An 18,285-nucleotide genomic window follows, 5' to 3' on the forward strand; every position below is an offset into this window, starting at 1 on the left:
GTCTGTTGCCGACAATATGTGGCTTGAGTTGCGAATTTCCACAACCCTATCGGATCAGTGTGTTCACACCGCGTTAGTCCGGGCAAACCGGTGACCGACGCCTCCCACTATCAGGCTTTTTCCATCGTGCACAACAGGGGATGCTGGTTCATCCGCGAGAACTCGTTCACCTGAGCCACCTTGGATTCAGCCACCTCGCGGGTATAGACCCCGCAGACGCCGCGGCCGCGGGTATGCACATGCAGCATCACCTGGGTGGCGCGCTCCAGGTCCAGGGAGAAGAACTGCTGCAACACGGTCACCACGAAATCCATCGGGGTGTAGTCGTCGTTCAGCAGCAGCACCTGATACATCGGCGGGCGGGCGATTTCCGGCTTGCCGGTCTCCACCATGACGCCATGATCGTGCTCGGGGGAATTCTTGCGGGGCATCCGCCCATTATATACGGGGGCTGCCGGCGCGGATTGGACGATCGCCGGTCCTGCCCGCACAATTCCCTTCCTTTCGATGGCGCTGCGCATGCATTCGACGATGTTCCCCAAGGTTCCGCTGCTCGCCGCGTTGCTCGTCGCGGCCATGCCGGCCGCCGCCGAGCCGCCGGACGCGGCGCTGGGCAAGCGCCTGCAGGCGCTGGGCTACGACGTGCAGGCCGACGAGGACGGCGATTACCAGGTGCTGTTCGGCCTGCGCGACCAGGGCCGCGAGCGCAAGCAGCTCACCTATGTGCGCTCGCCGGTGGAGACCTTCGGCAGTTACCGCATCCGCGAGGTGTGGTCGCCGGCCTACCAGGCGCAGGGCGACAGCCTGCCCGCCAAGGTCGCCAACCGGCTGCTGGAAGACGCGCAGTCGGACATCCTCGGCGGCTGGGTGCGCCAGGGCGGCACCGCGGTGTTCGTGGTCAAGATCCCCGCCGATGCCGACGATGCGGCGTTGCGCGAGGCGCTGGAGGCGGCCGCACGCGGCGCCGACGCGATGGACGCCGAACTCAACGGCGGCAAGGACCTGTTCTGATGACGGCGGCCGCAGAACCCTGGCAGCCGGATGTGACCGTGGCCACGGTGGTGGTGCGCGACGGGCGTCTGCTGCAGGTCGAGGAAGCCATCGCTGGCGCGCTGGTGTTGAACCAGCCGGCCGGCCACCTGGAGCCGGACGAACGCCTGATCGAGGCCGCGGTGCGCGAGACGCTGGAGGAAACCGGCTGGCAGGTGCAGCCGACCGCCTTCATCGGCGCCTACCAGTGGAAGGCCGACACCGGTCGCCACTACCTGCGCTTCGCCTTCGCCGCCGACCCGGTCGCACACGACCCGCAGCGGCCGCTGGACACCGGCATCGTGCGCGCGCTGTGGATGACCCCGGCCGAACTGGAGGCCGCCGCGCCGCGCTGGCGCAGCCCGCTGGTGTGGCAGGTGGTGGCCGATTTCCTGGCCGGGCGCCGCTACCCGCTGGACATGCTGCGGCAGGTGGCATGAGCGGCGCAGCGGTCATGGTCGGGGTCTCCGGTGGCGTGGATTCGTCGGTGGCGGCCTGGCAACTGGTCCAGCAGGGCGCAGCGGTGTCCGGCCTGTTCATGCAGAACTGGGCCGACGACGGCAGCGGCGAGTGCCGCGCCGATGACGACCGCCGCGACGCGGTGGCGGTGTGCGGGCGGCTGGGCATCCCGTTCCATTTCCGCGATTTCTCGCAGGCGTACTGGCAAGGCGTGTTCGCGCACTTCCTGGCCGAGTACGCCGCCGGGCGCACGCCCAACCCGGACGTGCTGTGCAACCGCGAGGTCAAGTTCAAGCATTTCCTGGACGCGGCGCGCGAACTCGGCGCCGAGCGCATCGCCACCGGCCACTATGCGCGGGTGGACAGCGTCGGCGGCCGCTGGCGGCTGCTGCGCGGGCTGGACCGCAACAAGGACCAGAGCTACTTCCTGCACCAGTTGGGTCAGGCGCAACTGGCCGCGACCCTGTTCCCGGTCGGCGAACTGCCCAAGGAGCAGGTGCGCCGCATTGCCCGCGAGGCCGGCCTGCCGACCCACGCCAAGAAGGATTCCACCGGCATCTGCTTCATCGGCGAACGCGATTTCCGCGAATTCCTGGGCCGTTACCTGCCGGCAAAACGCGGCGAGATCCGCGACCCGCACGAGCAGGTCGTGGCCGAGCACCCGGGGGTGTTCTACTTCACCCTGGGCCAGCGCGAAGGCCTGAACATCGGCGGGGTGCGCGGACGCGCCGCGGCACCGTGGTACGTGGTCGGCAAGGACGTCGCCCGCAACGTGCTGTACGTCGACCAGGATCGCGACAGCCCCTACCTGATGGCCAACTGGCTGCAGTCCGAGACTGCCCACTGGATCGCCGGCGCGCCGCCGGCACGGCGTTTCGACTGCACCGCGCAGACCCGCTATCGCCAGGCCGACGAGCCGTGCACGGTCGCGGTCGGCGACGACGGCACCCTCTCGGTGCGCTTCGCGCGTCCGCAGCGCGCCGTCACCCCCGGGCAGTCGCTGGTGCTGTACCAGGGCGAGGAATGCCTGGGCGGCGCCGTGATCGCCACCACCGATGCCCCGCTGGAGCGCCGCCTGGCGCAGCACGCACCCGTCGCACACGAGGACACCATTCGATGACCGATTCCATGGACGCACGCATGCTGGCGCTGGCGGGCCTTGCCCAGGCCCTGCAGCAGGTGCGGCGCATCGCCGAGACCGGCCAGTCGGAGGCGTCGCTGGTGCGCACCCTGCTCGACAGCGTGTTCCGCATCGACGCGCCCAGTCCCGAGGCGGTCTATGGCCGCCGTGCCGACCTGGCGCCGGGTCTGCGCCTGCTGCACAACTATTTCCGCAACCAGGGCCAGGACGAGGTGCTGCCGCGGCTGGCGCTGGCGGTGATCCAGCTGGAACGGCGCTTCGCCGGCGATGCGGACACGGATGCCAAGGTCGACGCCGGCCTGGCCCGGATCGCGCCGGTGCTGGAGCGTCACGGCGACAGCACCCACCCGGAGGTGATCGCCGCGCTGGGCCAGCTCTACGCCGACACCATCAGCCACCTGCGCCCGCGGGTGATGGTGCAAGGCAATCCGCACTACCTGGGCCAGGCCGGGGTGGTGGCGGAGATCCGCGCGCTGCTGCTGGCGGCGGTGCGCGCGGCGGTGCTGTGGCGGCAGATGGGCGGCAGCCTGTGGGATTTCCTGCTGGCCAAGCGGCGCATGCGCGAGACCGTGGACCGCGCGCTGCGCTGAGCCCGTGGGGGCCGACGCGGGTCGGCAGAGCGCCGCCCGCGGCCGTTCTGCGACGCAGATCGTACGAATGTCGGCAGGTTTCGATGATCCGCTCACCGCGTTGCTAAAGACCCGGGGGGGACGGCCGATACAGCAATCGTGAATCTGCCGAGAACGTCCATGTACTCACGCCTCCTGATCCGTCTGGCCGCCCCGCTCGCCCTGACGCTGCTGTTCCCCATCGCCGCCGGCTTCGACTGGCCGGCCCCGGTCCGTTGGGCCATCCTCACCACGATGACGCTGAGCTGGCTCGGCTTCGCCGGCTGGACCGCGTACAGCCAGACCCGGCGCTCGCCGGAGCAGGCCAAGGTCATGCGCGAGCAGGACCACCTGCTGAACGAGCTGCGCAGCTTCGTCGGCAACGAGATCGAGGGCTCCCGCTCCGAGATCGAACGTGCCCGCGAACTGATCCGCCAAGCCGTCAGCGGCCTGGGCGGCAGCTTCGAGGCGATGAACCGCAAGTCGCGGCAGCAGAGCGTGGCGCTGGCCCGCATCGTCGACCGCGCCGGCGAAGACGGCGGCGCCGGGGTGGACGTGGCCCGCTTCGCCCAGCATGCCAGCCAGCGCATGGAGCAGCTGGTCGAGGCGCTGGAGCAGGTCAGCGGCCAGAGCAGCACCACGGTGCACTACATCGACGACATGTCCCAGCACCTGGACGGCATCTTCGCCCTGCTGGAGGACGTCAAGTCGATCGCCGACCAGACCAACCTGCTGGCGCTGAACGCGGCGATCGAAGCGGCGCGTGCCGGCGAGGCGGGCCGCGGCTTCGCGGTGGTGGCCGACGAGGTGCGCAACCTGTCCGAGCGCTCGACCACCTTCAACGAGCAGATCCGCAAGCTGGCGCACAGCTCCAAGGACGCCATCGCCAAGGTCCGCGAGACGGTCTCGAACATGGCCTCGCGCGACATGGACCGCTCCCGCGAGGCGCGGGCCGAGGCCGAGGCGATGCTGGACAACGTGGCCGCGATCAACCACTCGCTGGGCGACGGCATGCGCGAGATCTCCGAGTGCGGCCGCGCCATCGACAGCAGCGTCGCCGAAGCGGTGCGCGCCCTGCAGTTCGAGGACATCGCGACCCAGGCCCTGGGCGGCGTGCATACCCACCTGGACCGTCTGACCGCGATCAACCGCGAGGCCGTGGCGCTGCAGGAACTGCTGCACCGCAATGGCGGCGTGTTCGACCACGAACTGATCGACGCCCTGCAGCGGGTCGGCAACCGCCTGCGCGACATGCGCACCGAGTGGGAGCGCCCGCCGCACAAGCCGGTGGCGCAGCAGAGCATGGGCGCCGGCACGGTCGAGCTGTTCTAAAGCCCGCCTTGTCGTCCTCCTTGCCATGAACCGACGAGTCCCCGGCCCCTGCCGGGGCTTGTCGTCTCTGCCCTTCCCGTCCGGCCCCGTCGATGTCGATGCCTCTCCAGTCCTTGTCCCGAGTTGCGGCCATGTCCTGCGATGAAAGCAGCAGCACGCACGCGCCCTCGTCCGAGCCGGTGGCCGATGCCGGCTTGCGGCCTGTGACCGCGCCGCGCCAGCCCGGCCACGCGCTGCGGCGGCTGGAGACGCTGGCACAGGACGAACTGCGGCAGTTGCTGGTCGTGCGCGCGCCGGCACAGCAGGACGCGCGTATCGACGACCCGGTCTGGGCCGGCCTGGCCTGGGACATGGGCCTGAACGGCAGCGCGGTCGCTGCCGCCGGCACGCCGGCGCCGCTGGTGCACTTCCCGCTTTACGACGGCGACTGAGTCGAGCGCCGCTGCCGCGATTGCGGGCGGCGAGCGGAGCCTGGCGCGGGGCCGCGTTCAGGGCACTGCAAAAATTTCCCCCCTCGCCTCGCCACCTTCGATTTCGCTTGATGCATAAGGCCGAGCCGAACATTCGCGCGCCGCATCCGTAGGAGCGGCTTCAGCCGCGACAGGCGGTCTCGGTCATGCTTCGTCGCGGCTGAAGCCGCTCCTACAAGGCGACGCCTGGGCTCGCTGGACCACTGCGAAGGCAGCGGTGCGGGATGCCGTTCGGTCGCGACGAACGAGCGACGCATGCCTGGCCGGCCGTCTGCAGTCGGGACTGAAGTCCCTCCCACAACTGCCGCGATCACCTCGCGATGTCTGCGATGTAAGGGCGGATTCGGCGGCGAGATGCGGCACATCGACCGACATTCGCATCCAGGCGCACGCCGGAAGCCGCTTCCGCAATGTCGGGCGTCGGGTCGCGGCGAAGCGCCACGGTGGGAGCAAACTTCAGTCGCGACGCACGACGCCATCCGGCGCGTTGATGCTCCTGCAGTCGGGACTGAAGCCCCTCCCACAACCGGCCTCGCGCGTGGGGACTGCCCGCTTTAACGTCGTGCCATCCGTCGCAGCCCAGACCACCGTGGATGCCGGATCGCGACTGACGTCGCCCCGGCAATATTCGGCGTCGGGTCGCGGCTGAAGCCGCTCCTACGCACAGCCTGCAATGCTTCCCCCGGCTAGCTCGGATTCTCCAGCGAGAACAGGTCCGCTTGCTTGTCGTAGGCGAAGTATTCGGCGTAGCGCGCCCAGCTGGTGACCGCCTGCACCGTCTCCGCCGCATAGGCCTCGGACATGTGGTCTTCCAATTCGTCGCGGAAGCGGCGTGCCGGGGCGTGATGCGCCGGGCGCTCGTCGAGCACGCGGCGGATGTGCGCGGCCAGCGGCACGTAGGTGGCCAGGTGCTGGGCGAACAGTTGCTTGCGCGCGTCGGTGCCCAGCTCGGCGAAGCGCTGACCGGCCGGGGTCAGCTGCAGGTCGCCCTGTTCGAACACGGCAAAGCGCAGCAGTTGCAGGGTCTCGGCGATCGGGAACAGTTCGTCCACTTCCAGCTGCAGGCCGGCGGCCAGCGGCGGCAGGTCGGCGCGGCCGTGGTAGGGCTCGGCCGCCACCGCTTCGATCAGGCCGGCCAGCAGGTTGCTCGACACGCGCGGCAACACCATGGCGATGCCGCTGCCCGGGAACACGCCCTCGCGGGTCTGCGGCCGCTGCGGGCTGGCGGTCATGCGCGCGTAGATGTCGTCGACCAGGGCGCGGAACGCCGGCGCCAGGCGGTTGCGCGGCTGCGGCAGGGTCACCTCGATCTCGCCGATCACCCGCCCAGGATTGGCGCCGAAGATCACGATGCGGTCGCACATCAACACCGCTTCTTCGATGTTGTGGGTGACCATCAGGATCGATTCGATCGGCATGCGCCCTTCCGACCACAGGTCCAGCAGGTCGGTACGCAGGGTCTCGGCGGTCAGCACGTCCAGCGCCGAAAACGGCTCGTCCATCAGCAGCAGCTTCGGCCGTACCACCAGTGCCCGCGCCAGGCCCACGCGCTGGCGCATGCCGCCGGACAGTTCCTTCGGGTAAGCGCCCTCGTAGCCGTCCAGGCCGATCAGGTCGATCGCCGCCAGGGCGCGCCGGCGGCGCTCGTCGGCCGCCACGCCGCGCGCCTCCAGGCCCACTTCCACGTTCTGCAGCACGGTCAGCCACGGGAACAGGGCGAAGCTCTGGAACACCATGGCGATGTCGTCGGCCACCTGGCCCGGCGCGGCATCGCGGAAGGCGATGCTACCGGCGCTGGGCTGCAGCAGCCCGGCGATGGCGCGCAGCAGGGTCGACTTGCCCGAGCCGGAACGGCCGAGCAGGCCCACGATCTGCCCCGAATGCAGGGTCAGGTCGACGTCCTCCAGCACCACCAGCGGCGTTGCCCCGCCCTTGTCGTAGCTCTTGCGCACGCCCTGCACGCGGACCAGCGGGGCGCGCTCGGGCACGCTTGCGGAATAGCTCATGGTCGGTCTCCAGGAATCAGTCGAAACGCAGGCGGCGTTCGGCGAACACGTACAGGCGTCGCCAGACCGCGCGGTTGAAGAGGGTCACGAACAGCGACATCACCGCCACCCCGAGCAGCACCCGCGGGCCGTCGCCGGCGGCGGTGGCGCGGGCGATGTAGGCACCGAGGCCGTAGGCCTGCACCTGGGTGTGGCCCCAGCTGGCCAGCTCGGCCACGATGCTGGCGTTCCAGGAGCCGCCCGACGCGGTCAGCGCACCGGTGATGTAGTACGGGAAGATGCCGGGCAGGATCACCCGCCGCCACCAGGTCCACGAGCGCAGGTGGTAGATGGTCGCCGCCTCGCGCAGATCGGTGGGAAACGCGCTGGCGCCGGCGATCACGTTGAACAGGATGTACCACTGGGTGCCGAGGATCATCAGCGGCGACAGCCAGATGTTGGGATCGGCACCGGTACTGACGATGGCCAGCACCGCGAACGGGAACAGCACGTTGGCCGGGAACGCGGCCAGGAACTGCGCCAGCGGCTGCACCCGCTGCGCCACCTTCGGCCGCAACCCGATCCACACCCCGATCGGCACCCACACCACGCTGGCCAGGGCGATCAGCACCACCACCCGCAGCAGCGTGGCCAGGCCGCCACCGAAGGCCTCGGCCAGATCGTGCAGGCCCAGATGGCGGCGGCCGTAGTCGTAGGCGAACCAGGCCGCGGCCGCGCCGGCCACGGCCAGCGCCGCGCTCCACAGCCGATCGCCCCACACCCCGCTGCGGCCGGATGCGCGCGGCGTCGCCACGGGCTGCGGCTGGTGCCGCGGCACCCAGCGCACCAGCATGGCGCGCTGCCACACCCAGGCCAGCGGCGCGACCAGGCGCTTGGCCAGGCGCGTGCGCCGCAGCAGGTCGTACAGCCACGACTGCGGCTTGTCCTGCGAGGCGGTGAGTTCGGCGCGGAACTTGTCCGACCAGGCCACGATCGGACGGAACAGCAACTGGTCGTACAGTGCGATCAGCACCGCCATTGCGACGACTGCCCAGCCGACCGCGGCGAAGTTGCGCTGCGCGATCGCCAGCGCCAGGTACGAGCCGATGCCGGGCAGTTCCAGGGTGTGGTCGCCGACGCTGATCGCCTCGGAGGCGACCACGAAGAACCAGCCGCCGGACATGGACATCATCATGTTCCAGATCAGCGAGGGCGTGGCGTACGGCGCCTCCAGCCGCCAGAAGCGCTGCCAGGCGCTGAGCCCGAAGCCGCGCGACACCTCGTCCAGGTCGCGCGGCACGTTGCGCAGCGACTGGTAGAACGAGAACGCCATGTTCCAGGCCTGGCTGGTGAAGATGGCGAAGATCGAGGCCAGCTCGGCGCCGATCTGGCGGCCTGGGAACAGGCCCAGGAAGAAGGTCACGGTGAAGGTGAGGAAGCCCAGCACCGGCACCGACTGCAGGATGTCCAGCGCCGGCACGATCACCCGCTCGGCGCGCCGGCTCTTGGCGGCCAGGGTCGCCACCACGAAGGTGAACACCAGCGAGGCGGCCATCGCCGCGAACATGCGCAAGGTGGTGCGCAGGCCGTACTCGGGCAACTGCCACAGATCCAGCGACACCGCGGCGGTGCCGGCCGGCGGCAGCGGCGCGCGCATGTCGGACGCACCGTGCAGTAGCAGCGCGCCCAGGCCCAGCAGCAGCGCGAACACCGCCAGATCGTGCAAATTGGGCAGCACGCCGGGACGTGCGGCGAGCTGTCCGGGCGCGGAGCGGTCGCGGGCGAATGGCAGCATGAGGAAATCCGGCAGGAGCGGCAGCGTGCGCCGCAGGAGAAGGACGCTGGCGCGGGTCGCGAAGCGGACCGCCCAGTGTGACCGGGGAAGATGTACGCCGTGCGTCAGCCGCTGCCGGCCGCGCCGGCATGTACCGGCTGCATGGCGCACGCACGCCGTCGCCGCGCCACGCAATCGCGCAGCGAGCGATGAATCAAGGACGATGGCGATGGCAGGCGCATGGGCGGCTCCGACGATGGGCAACGCCAGGGGCTACGCTCGGAGTCCTCGCGGATCGGGCTTGCGCATTCTCGGAATCAAGGCCAGCGCCGCGAAGGGCTGGCGAACGATCCCGTCCTGAGCGGACGGGACCCATCTGGGACGACCCAGACCGTGGCGGTCCTGTCAGCTCTGTCGCTGCAGCGTCGGTCTAGGATGACTGTCCAAGGAAGGTGGCCTCTGGCCGGAAAACGATGGGCGCGCGCAGTATAGCCAGCTGCTGCGCCGCCGCAAGTCCGCGCGGCGTGCGCCGCGCCGCGCATTCACTGCGCAGCCAGCACCAGCCGCGGATGGGTCGCCGGCGCCACCTGCTGGCGCGCGCGCAACCAGGCGGCCAGCTCGCGCGGCGGCAGCGGCCGCGAGTGCAGATAGCCCTGGATCTCGTCGCAGCCCTGCTCGCGCAGCAGCGCCTCTTCCTGCACCGTCTCCACGCCCTCGGCCACCACCTGCATGCCCAGCGCGTGGCCGAGCTGCACGATCGCCTGGGTGACCTTGGCGGTGCCGCTGTCGTGCAGCATGTCCTGCACGAAGCTGCGGTCGATCTTCAGGCGCTGCACCGGGAAGCGGTTGAGGTAATGCAGGTTGGAGAAACCGGTACCGAAATCGTCCACCGCCAGCAGTACGCCTTCCTGCTCGAACAATTCGAAGCAGCGGCGCAGCGACTCGCTGTCGCGGATCAGCGCCGACTCGGTCAACTCCAGCTCCAGCCGCTTCGGCGACCAGCCGTTGCGCTGGCACAGGTCGATCACCCGCTCGGCGAAGCCGCGGTCGCGCAACTGCATCGCCGAGACGTTCACCGAGACACGATCGAAGCTCAGCCCCGCCGCATCCCAGGCTGCGGCCTGGCGGCAGGCCTCGCCGATCACCCAGTCGCCCAGGCGCACGATCTCGCCGCATTCCTCGGCGATCGGAATGAATTCGGCCGGGTTGCAGTGGCCGTGGCCGGGACGGTGCCAGCGCAACAGCGCTTCCACCGCCGGCGCCCGTTCGCCCGCCGCATGCACCAGCGGCTGGTACACCAACGAGAACTCCTCGCGGTCCAGCGCGCCGTGCAGCGCGTGTTCGATCTCCAGGCGCCGCTGCGCGCGCAGCAACACGTCCTGGCTGTAGTAATGGCAGGTGTTGCGCCCGGATTCCTTGGCCGCGTACATCGCCGCATCCGCTGCGCGCAGCAGGCCATCGAAGTCCTGGCGCCCCTCCTCCATCAGCGCGATGCCGATGCTGGCGCCGATCTTGATCACGTTCTCGCCGCTGTGCAGCGGCTCGGCCAGCGCCGCGATCAGCTTGCGCGCCACGTGACCGGCGTCGCCGGGCTCGGCCAGGTCGCGCAGCACCACGACGAACTCGTCGCCGCTGAAGCGGCCGAACAGGTCGCTGGTGCGCAGTTGCTGGTGCATGCGGGTGGCCGCCAGCTTCAGCAACGCGTCGCCGGTGGCGTGGCCGAAGGAATCGTTGATGCTCTTGAAGCCGTCCAGGTCGACGAACAGCATCGCCAGCGTGGTGCCGCGCTCCACCGCCTCGTTCATCGCCTTCTCGGCCTGCTCGCGCAGCAGCTGCCGGTTCGGCAGGCCGGTCAGCAGGTCGTAGTGGGCCAGCAGCTCGATGCGCTCGCTGGCCTCGCGCTCGCGGGTGATGTCGCGGAACAGCACCACGAAGCGCGGCGGCAGGCCGTCGCGTTCGTCAAGCTCGATCAGCACCTGCACCCAGATGCGCTGCCCGGACGGGCGGTGGAAGCACAGGTCCAACTGCTCCGGCAGGCCGCCCTCGGTGATGCGCACCAGCGCCGACTCGAACGCATCGCGCGAGTCCTGGGTATACAACGCCAGCGCGTGGTCCAGATCGATGGCCTCCTTGCGCAGGCCATGGATGCGGTAGCACTCCTCGGTCCACTGCATGCGCCGGGTGCCGACCTCGATCTCGCAGCCGCCGATCTTGCCCAGCGCCGAGACCCGGTTGAGCAACTCGGTGCGCCAGCGGATCAGCGCGTCGGTCTGGCGCTGCTCGGTGATGTTCTGCACCTGGCCGAGCACGCGCTGGATGCGGCCGTCGGCCTCCACCTGCGGCTGCGCCCACACCCGCAGGTGCAGCGGTGACTCGCTGCCACGCACCAGCTCGACCTCGAAATTGGCCGGCTTGGCCTCGCGCGCCATGCGCCGCCAGATCGAGATCAGCTGCGCCATCGAATCGCGGCTGAGCAGGCGCAGCCAGCCGCGGCTGCTCGGCGCCTGCTGCTCGTCCAGGCCGGTGACGCGCAGGAACTCGCGCGAGCACCACACCCGGTCGCGCAACGGGTCCCAGGACCAGCTGCCCATGCGGGTCATGCGCTGCGCCTCGCGCAGCAGGGTCTGCTGGTCGCGCAGGCGCTGCTCGAGCAGCTTCTGCTCGTGGATGTCGGTATGCGTGCCGATCATGCGCAGCGGGCTGCCGTCGGCAGTGCGCGCGACGATGCGGCCGCGGTCCAGGATCCAGTGCCACTGCCCGTCCTGCCGGCGCAGGCGGAACTCGCACATGTAGGTTTCGGTGCGGCCCTCGAAATGCGCGCGGATCGCCTGGCGCAGGCGTTCCTGATCGTCGCCGTGGACCAGCGGCAGCAACGCGTTCAGGCCGTCGGCCGGGGCATCGCCGGCGTAGCCGAGCATGCGCTTCCAGCGCTCGGAGCGGAAAATGGTGTCGCTGGGGATGTCCCAGTCCCACAGACCGTGCTCGGCGCTGTCCAGGGCGATCTCCCAGCGGGTCGCGCCGTCGCTGCCGACCGGTTCGGGCACGCTGAGGGTGTAGGCCAGCAGGCCGCCGCTGTCGTCGCGGACCGCGCGCAGCCAGCCGTCCAGGCGCCGTCCGGCGGTACCGGGCAAGGCGCAGGCCAGCATGGTCTCGCCGCCGAGCAGGCGCTCGCGGGCCGCACGCAACAGCTCGGCGTACGCCTCCACGGTGCGCGGCAGCTCCAGCGCCTGCGCTGCCCGGTTCGCTGCCAGCGGCCTGCCATCGGCGTCCAGCAGGACGAGCGCCGAGGTGAGCGGGTGCTGCAGCAAGCTTGCGATGACGCCTTGATCCACGCCGAGATACTCCGTTTCGCCGCCCTGAAGGCCAGCGGTCGAAGGTGATAACGGCATCCGGTGGCATTAATTGAGCGCTCGCACCGCCCGGCGATGGGCCGCGGCAGTCGTAACGGCTAAGATGTCCGCCGGACACGGACCACCGCAGCAGGCTGCCGGGGCATGCAACCACAACGCGACAGTTCCCTGCCCATGCAGGCGACCTCCGGCATGCGCCTGGCGCAACGCCTGGACCGCGGCATCTGGCGCGTGGTGCTGCTGTACGTGCTGCTGGGGCTGGCACTGTCGATTGGCAGCGACCTGGTTTTGGCGCATTTCGTAGACGATCCCGGCACGTTGATCGCGCTTCAGCTTGCCAACGACGCTCTGTTCCTGGCCCTGACCGCAGTTGCCCTCTACTACCTGCTGCGCCCGCTGGTGCGTGCCGCGGTGCAGGCGCACACCCGCCTGGCGCTGTCGGAGGCCGGCTACCGGCAGATGTTCCACGCCAACCCCAGCCCGATGCTGGTCTACGACCTGGAGAGCCTGCGCATCCTCGATGTGAACCCCGCCGCGGTCGCCTTCTTCGGCTGGTCGCACGACGAGTTCGTCGGCCTGGAGCTGGCCCGGCTGTGGCCGCCTAGCGCCAGCGCCCGCCTGGCCGAGGTGATCGAGACGATCCGGCAGACCCCGTCCAAGACCTGTGTGGTGGCCGAGCCGCTGCGCCTGCGCGACGGCAGCCAGTGCATGGCCGAGGCGCGCAGCACCAGCCTGGACTACCACGGCCGGCAGGCGCGGCTGGTGGTGATCAGCGACCGCAGTGCCGAGTACGACGCGCAGCGCCGCCGCGACCAGGCCCTGCAGCATCTGCAGGAAGCGCAGTCGATCGCGCGGCTGGGCTCCTGGCAACTGGACCGGGCCAGCGGCCTGGGCAGTTACTCCGAGCAGGTCTACCGGATGCTCGGCCGGCGCGTGCCGGAGCAGCCGCGCCAGCACCGCCTGGAAGAGCTGCTGGTGCCGCCCGACGTGCCGTCGCAGGCACGCATCCAGCGGGTGATCGAGGACCTGTGCGGCAGCGCGCCGCTGCAACTGGACATGTTGTTGCCGGTGCTGGCCGCCGACGGCCAGGCGCGCATGCTGCACCTGCGCGCCGAATCCTCCAGCGACGACGCGGGCAGTGCCTGCGTGCACGGCACCCTGCAGGACGTGACCGAGCACGAGCGCTCGCGGCGCCTGCTGCACGAGCGCGAGGAACAGTTCCGCGAACTGGTGCGGGTGCTGCCGGACGGCGTGGCGATCCTGCACCAGGAGCACGTGCTGTACGCCAACGCCGCCTGCGCCGGACAGTTCGGTTTCGAGGGAGAGAACCTGCTCGGCGAGCCGCTGCAGGGCCTGGTCGACAGCGCCGACCTGGCGCTGGTGCGACAGCGGATGGGCGCGGCCGGGGCCAAGGGCGAACGCGGCGCCACCGCACGCATGTGCCGCCGCGACGGCTCGCTGTTCCACGCCGGGCTGTCGTTCGGCAACGTCCGCTACAGCGGCCGCGACTGCAAGCTGCTGATCGTGCGCGACCTCAGCGAACCGGAGCGCATGCGCGATGCGCTGGCGCAGAGCAACCGCGAACTGCAGGCGATGGCACGGCGCCTGTTCTCGCTGCAGGAAGACGAACGCCGCGCGATCTCGCGCGACCTGCACGACGACATCGGCCAGGCGATCACCGCGATGAAGCTGTCCGCGCACGCGGCGCTGGACGAGACCGACGCCGAGCGCCGCCGCGAGGACCTGAGCGAGATCGTGAATCTGGCCGACAGCAGCATCACCAAGCTGCGCAACCTCTCTACCCTGCTGCGGCCGCCGCAGCTGGACGCGCTGGGCCTGGAAGCGGCGCTGCGCTGGCAGGCCGGCATGCTGTTCCGCGCCTCGCCGGTGCACCTGCACCTGGACATCGCCGCCCTGCCCGAGCGCCCCAGCGGGGAGGTCGAGCAGGCCTGTTTCCGCATCGCCCAGGAGAGCCTGACCAATGTGCTGCGCCACGCCAGCGCCGGCGAGGTGCGGATGACCCTCGGCGACGAGGAGCGCCAGCGCCTGCGCCTGGAAGTGGTCGACGATGGCGACGGCTTCGATCCGGCCGGGCCGCGCGGCCTGGGCCTGATCGTGATGCGCGAGCGCGCGCAGAGCGCCGGCGGTACCCTGCAGATCGACACCGCCCCCGGCGCCGGCACCCGGGTGACGCTGTGCCTGCCCTACACCACCGCGGCACCGCCGTCGCCCCCGCCTGGAACCTGAGCCGATGTGGAATCCCGCCAGCGCCGTACCCGTGGACGACGAACTGCCGTCGCGCCTGGGTGCGGGCCATCCCGCCCTGACCGGCATGATCGCCGAGGCCTTGGCCGGCGGGCCGGGGGTGATGCTGCTGCACATCGACATCGACCACTTCGCCTCGATCAACGAGAACATGAGCCCGGAAGTCGGCGACCAGGCGCTGGCGCTGCTCGCGCACCGGCTGCAGGCGCACCTGCGCGGCCGCGGCCTGCTGTGGCGCCACGGCAGCGACGAACTGGTGATGGCGGTGCCGCGCACCGCCGACGTACCGCCGCCGGAAGCCTTCGCCGAGGAGATCCGGCAGCAGATCGAACTGCCGCTGTCGGTGCTGCCGTACACCCTGTTCATGACCGGCAAGATCGGCGTGAGCCTGTGCCCGGAACATTCCACGCGCCTGTCGACCCTGCTCGACTTCGCTGAGGACGCGGTCTACCAGGCCGCGCGCGAAGGCGGCAACCTGGTGCGCCTGTACGCCGCCGACGGCCCGCCCAGCGCGCACAGCGAGAGCATCATCTCGCGGCAGATCGTCGATGCCATCCCCAACGGCGAGCTGCGCCTGCGCTACCAGCCGATGGTCAGCGCCCGCGACGGCCGCGTGGTCGGCATGGAATCGCTGCTGCGCTGGCAGTCGCCGACCCTGGGCATCCTGGTGCCGGAACGTTTCATGCGCACCGCCGAACGCCTTGGCGTGATCGTGCAGATCGGCACCTGGGTGATGGAAGGCGCACTGCGCCAGGCGCGGCTATGGCGCGACCAGGGTTTCGACGACTTCACCATCGCGGTTAACGTCTCCACCCTGCAGCTGCTGCGCCCGACCTTCTTCAACGAGGTGATGTCGGCGCTGCAGGCGGCCGGGGTGCCGCCGCAGATGGTGGTGCTGGAGATCAACGAAAGCGCGCTGACCAACAACGTCAACTTCGTCCACGAGACCCTGGCCAACCTGTGCCGCGAAGGCATCAGCCTGAGCCTGGACAACTTCGGCACCGGCGATTCCAGCCTCAGCGCGCTGGTGCGCTACCCGGTGGACAAGCTCAAGATCGACCGCAGCTTCATCAAGAGCGCGCCGGCCGGCAACCGCGAGGCGGCGATCGCCCGCGCGATCATCGCCATGGGCCACCAACTGGGCATGGTGGTGATCGCCAACGGCGTCGAATCGCAGGCCCAGCTCGGCTTCCTGCGCCGCAACGACTGCGACATCTTCCAGGGCTACCTGTTCGGTGAACCGATGTCGGCCGAAGCCGCAGGCATGGCCCTGCGTCGGCGCTATCTGCGCCCGGAATCGTTCACCGAGACCCGCCCGGACCGCACCCTGCTGCTGCTCGACGACGAAGAGAACGTGTTGCGCTCGCTGGTGCGGCTGTTCCGCCGCGACGGCTACCGCATCCTCGCCGCCGGCAACGTCCGCGACGCCTTCGACCTGCTCGCCACCAACGACGTGCAGGTGATCCTGTCCGACCAGCGCATGTCCGACATGAGCGGCACCGAGTTCCTGGGACGGGTGAAGATGCTCTACCCCGACACCATCCGCCTGGTCCTGTCCGGCTACACCGACCTGGCCACCGTCACCGACGCGATCAACCGCGGCGCGATCTACCGCTTCCTGACCAAGCCGTGGAACGACGACGAACTCCGCGAACACATCCGCCAGGCCTTCCGCACCCACGACGAACAACGCCGGGACGCGGGGCCCTGAGAAGCCGGGATTCGGCATTGGGGATTGGGATTCGCTCAAAAGCCGGGATTGGGGATTGGGGATTCGTAAAAGCGCGGTGTCGGCATTTCATTGACATGCATGGACGGGACCAGCAAACGCAAAACTGCTTTTGCCAATCCCGAATCCCCACTCCCAAATCCCAGCCTCTCAGCTACTTCGGCTGCCTCACCGGAATCAGGATGCGGAACGTGGACCCTTCGCCCACGACGCTGCTGACGTCGATGCGGCCGTGGTGCTTGTTGACGATGCCGTAGGAGATCGACAGGCCCAGGCCGGTGCCGCTGCCGACCGGCTTGGTGGTGAAGAACGGGTCGAAGATGCGCTGCAGCAGGTCCGCCGGAATGCCGGCGCCGGAATCCTTGAACTCGATCCACACCTCTTCGCCGTCCTGGCCCGTGCTGACCACGATGGTGCCGCGCTCGCCGATCGCCTGGCCGGCGTTGAGCAGCAGGTTCATGTACACCTGGTTGAGTTCGGACGGCAGGCACTCCACCAGCGGCAGGTTGCCGTAGTGGCGCTCCAGGGTGACCTTGTACTTGAGCTCGTTCCAGATGATGTTGATCGTGGATTCCAGGCCCGAGTGCAGGTCCACCAGCTTCCACGACTCCTCGCGACCGGAGTAGGAGAAGTCCTTGAGGTCGCGGACGATGCGGGTGACCCGCTCGATGCCTTCGCGCGACTCGGCCATCAACTGCGGCAGGTCGCGGCTGATGAAGTCGATGTCGAAGCGGTTGCGGATGTCGTCGATCTCCGGGATCAACGCCTTCGGATCGGGCGCGCGCAGGGCGCGCTCGTAGGCCTCGATCAGGGTGAACAGGCTGCGCAGGTACTCCTGCAGGCTGCCCAGGTTGGAGTGGACATAGCCGATCGGGTTGTTGATCTCGTGGGCGACGCCGGCAGCGAGCTGGCCGATCGAGGCCATCTTCTCCGACTGCAACAGCTTTTCCTGGGCACCATTGAGGCGCAGGTAGGCCTGGCGCAGTTCGGCATGGCGCTGCTGCAGTTCCTGTTCGTAGTCCTGCTGGCCTTCGATGCCCTGGATGAGCATCAGGTAATGGCCGCCGCTGGCATCGGCATGGAAGTACAGGTGCGCCAGCACCACATGGTGCTCGGTCGGCAGGCTGCCGCTCCAGCGGCCGCTGGAGCGCGCCTGCGACAGCGCATCGCTCGGCAGCCACTGCGCCAGATGCGCAGCCAGGCCGGCGTCGGCGCCGGAAAGATGGCGGCGCGCGGCGCTGTTGGCCATCAGCAGCTGGCCATCGGCGCGGAACAGCACCACGCCTTCGTACAACAGTTCGCTCAGGGCGAGCAGGTGCTCGCGCGCGGGCAGGACAAGCGCTTCGTTGGGATTGATTTCGGCGAAATTCACGACAGGCGGCGGGCGATCGATGGATGCCCAATATACGCCGTTGCCGCCGGCGGATGCGCGCCCCGCACTGGGACGCGCTGCGGCTTACGCCACTGCCAGGGGACGCTGCGCGAGCGGCGTGCTGGACTCGCCGTTGGCGTCGTAGGACGACGCGCTCTCGCTGCGGCCGAGGTGGCGCAGTGCCCAGTTGACCTCGCGTCGGCGCCGCGACAGCAGCGCGCCATTGGCGCGGTTGGCGTCGGCCAGCTCGCGCAGGCGCAGTTCGGCCTCGGCGCCGGCGGGCACATCGGCCTCCAGTGCGCGCAGTGCCGCCAGCTTGGCGCTGGTCGCCTGCATGAGACCTTCCACGTTGTGATCCAACAACGCCTGGCGCTCGCCGGCGAGCGCGTCGCTGAGCTGCTGCAGGGGGTTGGTCACGGACGTGTTCATGCGCCGAGTTGCCGATCCATGTCGATCATGCGGCTGGCGATCGCGTCGGGGTTGATCTTGTAGCTGCCGTTCTGCAGCGCACTGCGCACCGCATCGACGCGGCTGCTGTCCACCGCCGGAGCGGCCGAGAGCTGGCGTTGCAGGGTCTGCAGGCCGGAGGCCTCGCCGGTCAGGCGCAGGCTGTCGGTTGCAGCGGCCGCACCGACCGCACGGTCCTTGCCTTCCTCGGACGCGCCGGAGGCGGCCTTGGTCGAGACGGACGACGTGCGAAGGGTGGCCGGGCTCGGCAAACTCCCTTCAATTTTCTGGGTCATGACGGACATCCTGTTACGGGTTCGGTGT

Annotated in this window: 15 protein-coding genes; 8 read left to right on the forward strand and 7 right to left on the reverse strand. The window is 69.6% G+C overall.

What is annotated here, in order from left to right:
* Window positions 1–110 precede the first annotated feature (110 nt).
* The gene (gene clpS, locus ACP93_RS05665) at window positions 111–431 is read right to left on the reverse strand and encodes an ATP-dependent Clp protease adapter ClpS (RefSeq protein ID WP_019796528.1); all 321 of its coding nucleotides are present in this window, start codon (window positions 429–431) and stop codon (window positions 111–113) included.
* 76 nt (window positions 432–507) lie between these two features.
* Between clpS and ACP93_RS05670 the strand changes: the two genes are divergently transcribed.
* The 6 genes from ACP93_RS05670 (at window position 508) to ACP93_RS05695 (ending at window position 5,000) form a co-directional block, all read left to right on the forward strand.
* Window positions 508–1,011: a hypothetical protein gene (locus tag ACP93_RS05670; RefSeq protein ID WP_048489793.1), complete on the forward strand. Its 504-nt coding sequence runs from the start codon at window positions 508–510 to the stop codon at window positions 1,009–1,011.
* Complete coding sequence (locus tag ACP93_RS05675; RefSeq protein ID WP_048489794.1) at window positions 1,011–1,469, forward strand: NUDIX hydrolase; 459 nt, start codon at window positions 1,011–1,013, stop codon at window positions 1,467–1,469. Before ACP93_RS05670 ends, ACP93_RS05675 begins: the two co-directional genes overlap by 1 nt.
* Complete coding sequence (mnmA, locus tag ACP93_RS05680) at window positions 1,466–2,608, forward strand: tRNA 2-thiouridine(34) synthase MnmA (RefSeq protein WP_048489795.1); 1,143 nt, start codon at window positions 1,466–1,468, stop codon at window positions 2,606–2,608. Before ACP93_RS05675 ends, mnmA begins: the two co-directional genes overlap by 4 nt.
* Window positions 2,605–3,219, forward strand: a complete 615-nt coding sequence (gene hflD / locus ACP93_RS05685) for a high frequency lysogenization protein HflD (protein WP_048489796.1) — start codon at window positions 2,605–2,607, stop codon at window positions 3,217–3,219. Before mnmA ends, hflD begins: the two co-directional genes overlap by 4 nt.
* A 159-nt stretch (window positions 3,220–3,378) precedes the next feature.
* Window positions 3,379–4,569: a methyl-accepting chemotaxis protein gene (locus ACP93_RS05690; RefSeq protein WP_048489797.1), complete on the forward strand. Its 1,191-nt coding sequence runs from the start codon at window positions 3,379–3,381 to the stop codon at window positions 4,567–4,569.
* A 131-nt stretch (window positions 4,570–4,700) separates the two neighbouring features.
* Window positions 4,701–5,000, forward strand: a complete 300-nt coding sequence (locus ACP93_RS05695; RefSeq protein ID WP_048489798.1) for a hypothetical protein — start codon at window positions 4,701–4,703, stop codon at window positions 4,998–5,000.
* A gap of 725 nt (window positions 5,001–5,725) precedes the next feature.
* Here the strand turns inward: ACP93_RS05695 and ACP93_RS05700 are convergent.
* The 3 genes from ACP93_RS05700 to ACP93_RS05710 all read right to left on the reverse strand — a co-directional run bounded on the left by ACP93_RS05700 (window position 5,726) and on the right by ACP93_RS05710 (window position 12,130).
* The gene (locus ACP93_RS05700) at window positions 5,726–7,045 is read right to left on the reverse strand and encodes an ABC transporter ATP-binding protein (protein ID WP_048489799.1); all 1,320 of its coding nucleotides are present in this window, start codon (window positions 7,043–7,045) and stop codon (window positions 5,726–5,728) included.
* A gap of 16 nt (window positions 7,046–7,061) precedes the next feature.
* On the reverse strand, window positions 7,062–8,819 hold the full coding sequence (locus ACP93_RS05705; protein ID WP_048489800.1) for an ABC transporter permease: 1,758 nt from the start codon (window positions 8,817–8,819) through the stop codon (window positions 7,062–7,064).
* A 521-nt stretch (window positions 8,820–9,340) separates the two neighbouring features.
* The gene (locus tag ACP93_RS05710) at window positions 9,341–12,130 is read right to left on the reverse strand and encodes a sensor domain-containing protein (RefSeq protein WP_048489801.1); all 2,790 of its coding nucleotides are present in this window, start codon (window positions 12,128–12,130) and stop codon (window positions 9,341–9,343) included.
* Between the two features lie 162 nt (window positions 12,131–12,292).
* On the opposite strand from ACP93_RS05710, the gene ACP93_RS05715 reads away from it, so the two are divergent.
* Together ACP93_RS05715 and ACP93_RS05720 are read left to right on the forward strand one after the other, a co-directional pair.
* Window positions 12,293–14,395, forward strand: a complete 2,103-nt coding sequence (locus tag ACP93_RS05715) for a PAS domain-containing sensor histidine kinase (protein WP_048489802.1) — start codon at window positions 12,293–12,295, stop codon at window positions 14,393–14,395.
* A 4-nt stretch (window positions 14,396–14,399) separates the two neighbouring features.
* The gene (locus ACP93_RS05720; protein ID WP_010341742.1) at window positions 14,400–16,124 is read left to right on the forward strand and encodes an EAL domain-containing protein; all 1,725 of its coding nucleotides are present in this window, start codon (window positions 14,400–14,402) and stop codon (window positions 16,122–16,124) included.
* A gap of 172 nt (window positions 16,125–16,296) precedes the next feature.
* On the opposite strand, the gene ACP93_RS05725 is transcribed toward ACP93_RS05720, so the two are convergent.
* From ACP93_RS05725 to flgM, 3 genes are all read right to left on the reverse strand, one after another.
* Window positions 16,297–17,514, reverse strand: a complete 1,218-nt coding sequence (locus tag ACP93_RS05725) for an ATP-binding protein (RefSeq protein WP_048489803.1) — start codon at window positions 17,512–17,514, stop codon at window positions 16,297–16,299.
* Between the two features lie 84 nt (window positions 17,515–17,598).
* Window positions 17,599–17,943 (reverse strand): flagella protein, encoded by a 345-nt coding sequence (locus ACP93_RS05730; RefSeq protein WP_048489804.1) that lies wholly within the window; start codon window positions 17,941–17,943, stop codon window positions 17,599–17,601.
* Entirely contained in the window at window positions 17,940–18,257 is a 318-nt protein-coding gene (gene flgM, locus ACP93_RS05735) for a flagellar biosynthesis anti-sigma factor FlgM (RefSeq protein WP_048489805.1), read from the reverse strand. The genes ACP93_RS05730 and flgM overlap by 4 nt, the downstream gene beginning before the upstream one ends.
* Window positions 18,258–18,285 lie beyond the last annotated feature (28 nt).

Origin of the sequence: Xanthomonas sp. NCPPB 1128, from assembly GCF_001043115.1 — a bacterium.
GTDB lineage: Bacteria > Pseudomonadota > Gammaproteobacteria > Xanthomonadales > Xanthomonadaceae > Xanthomonas_A.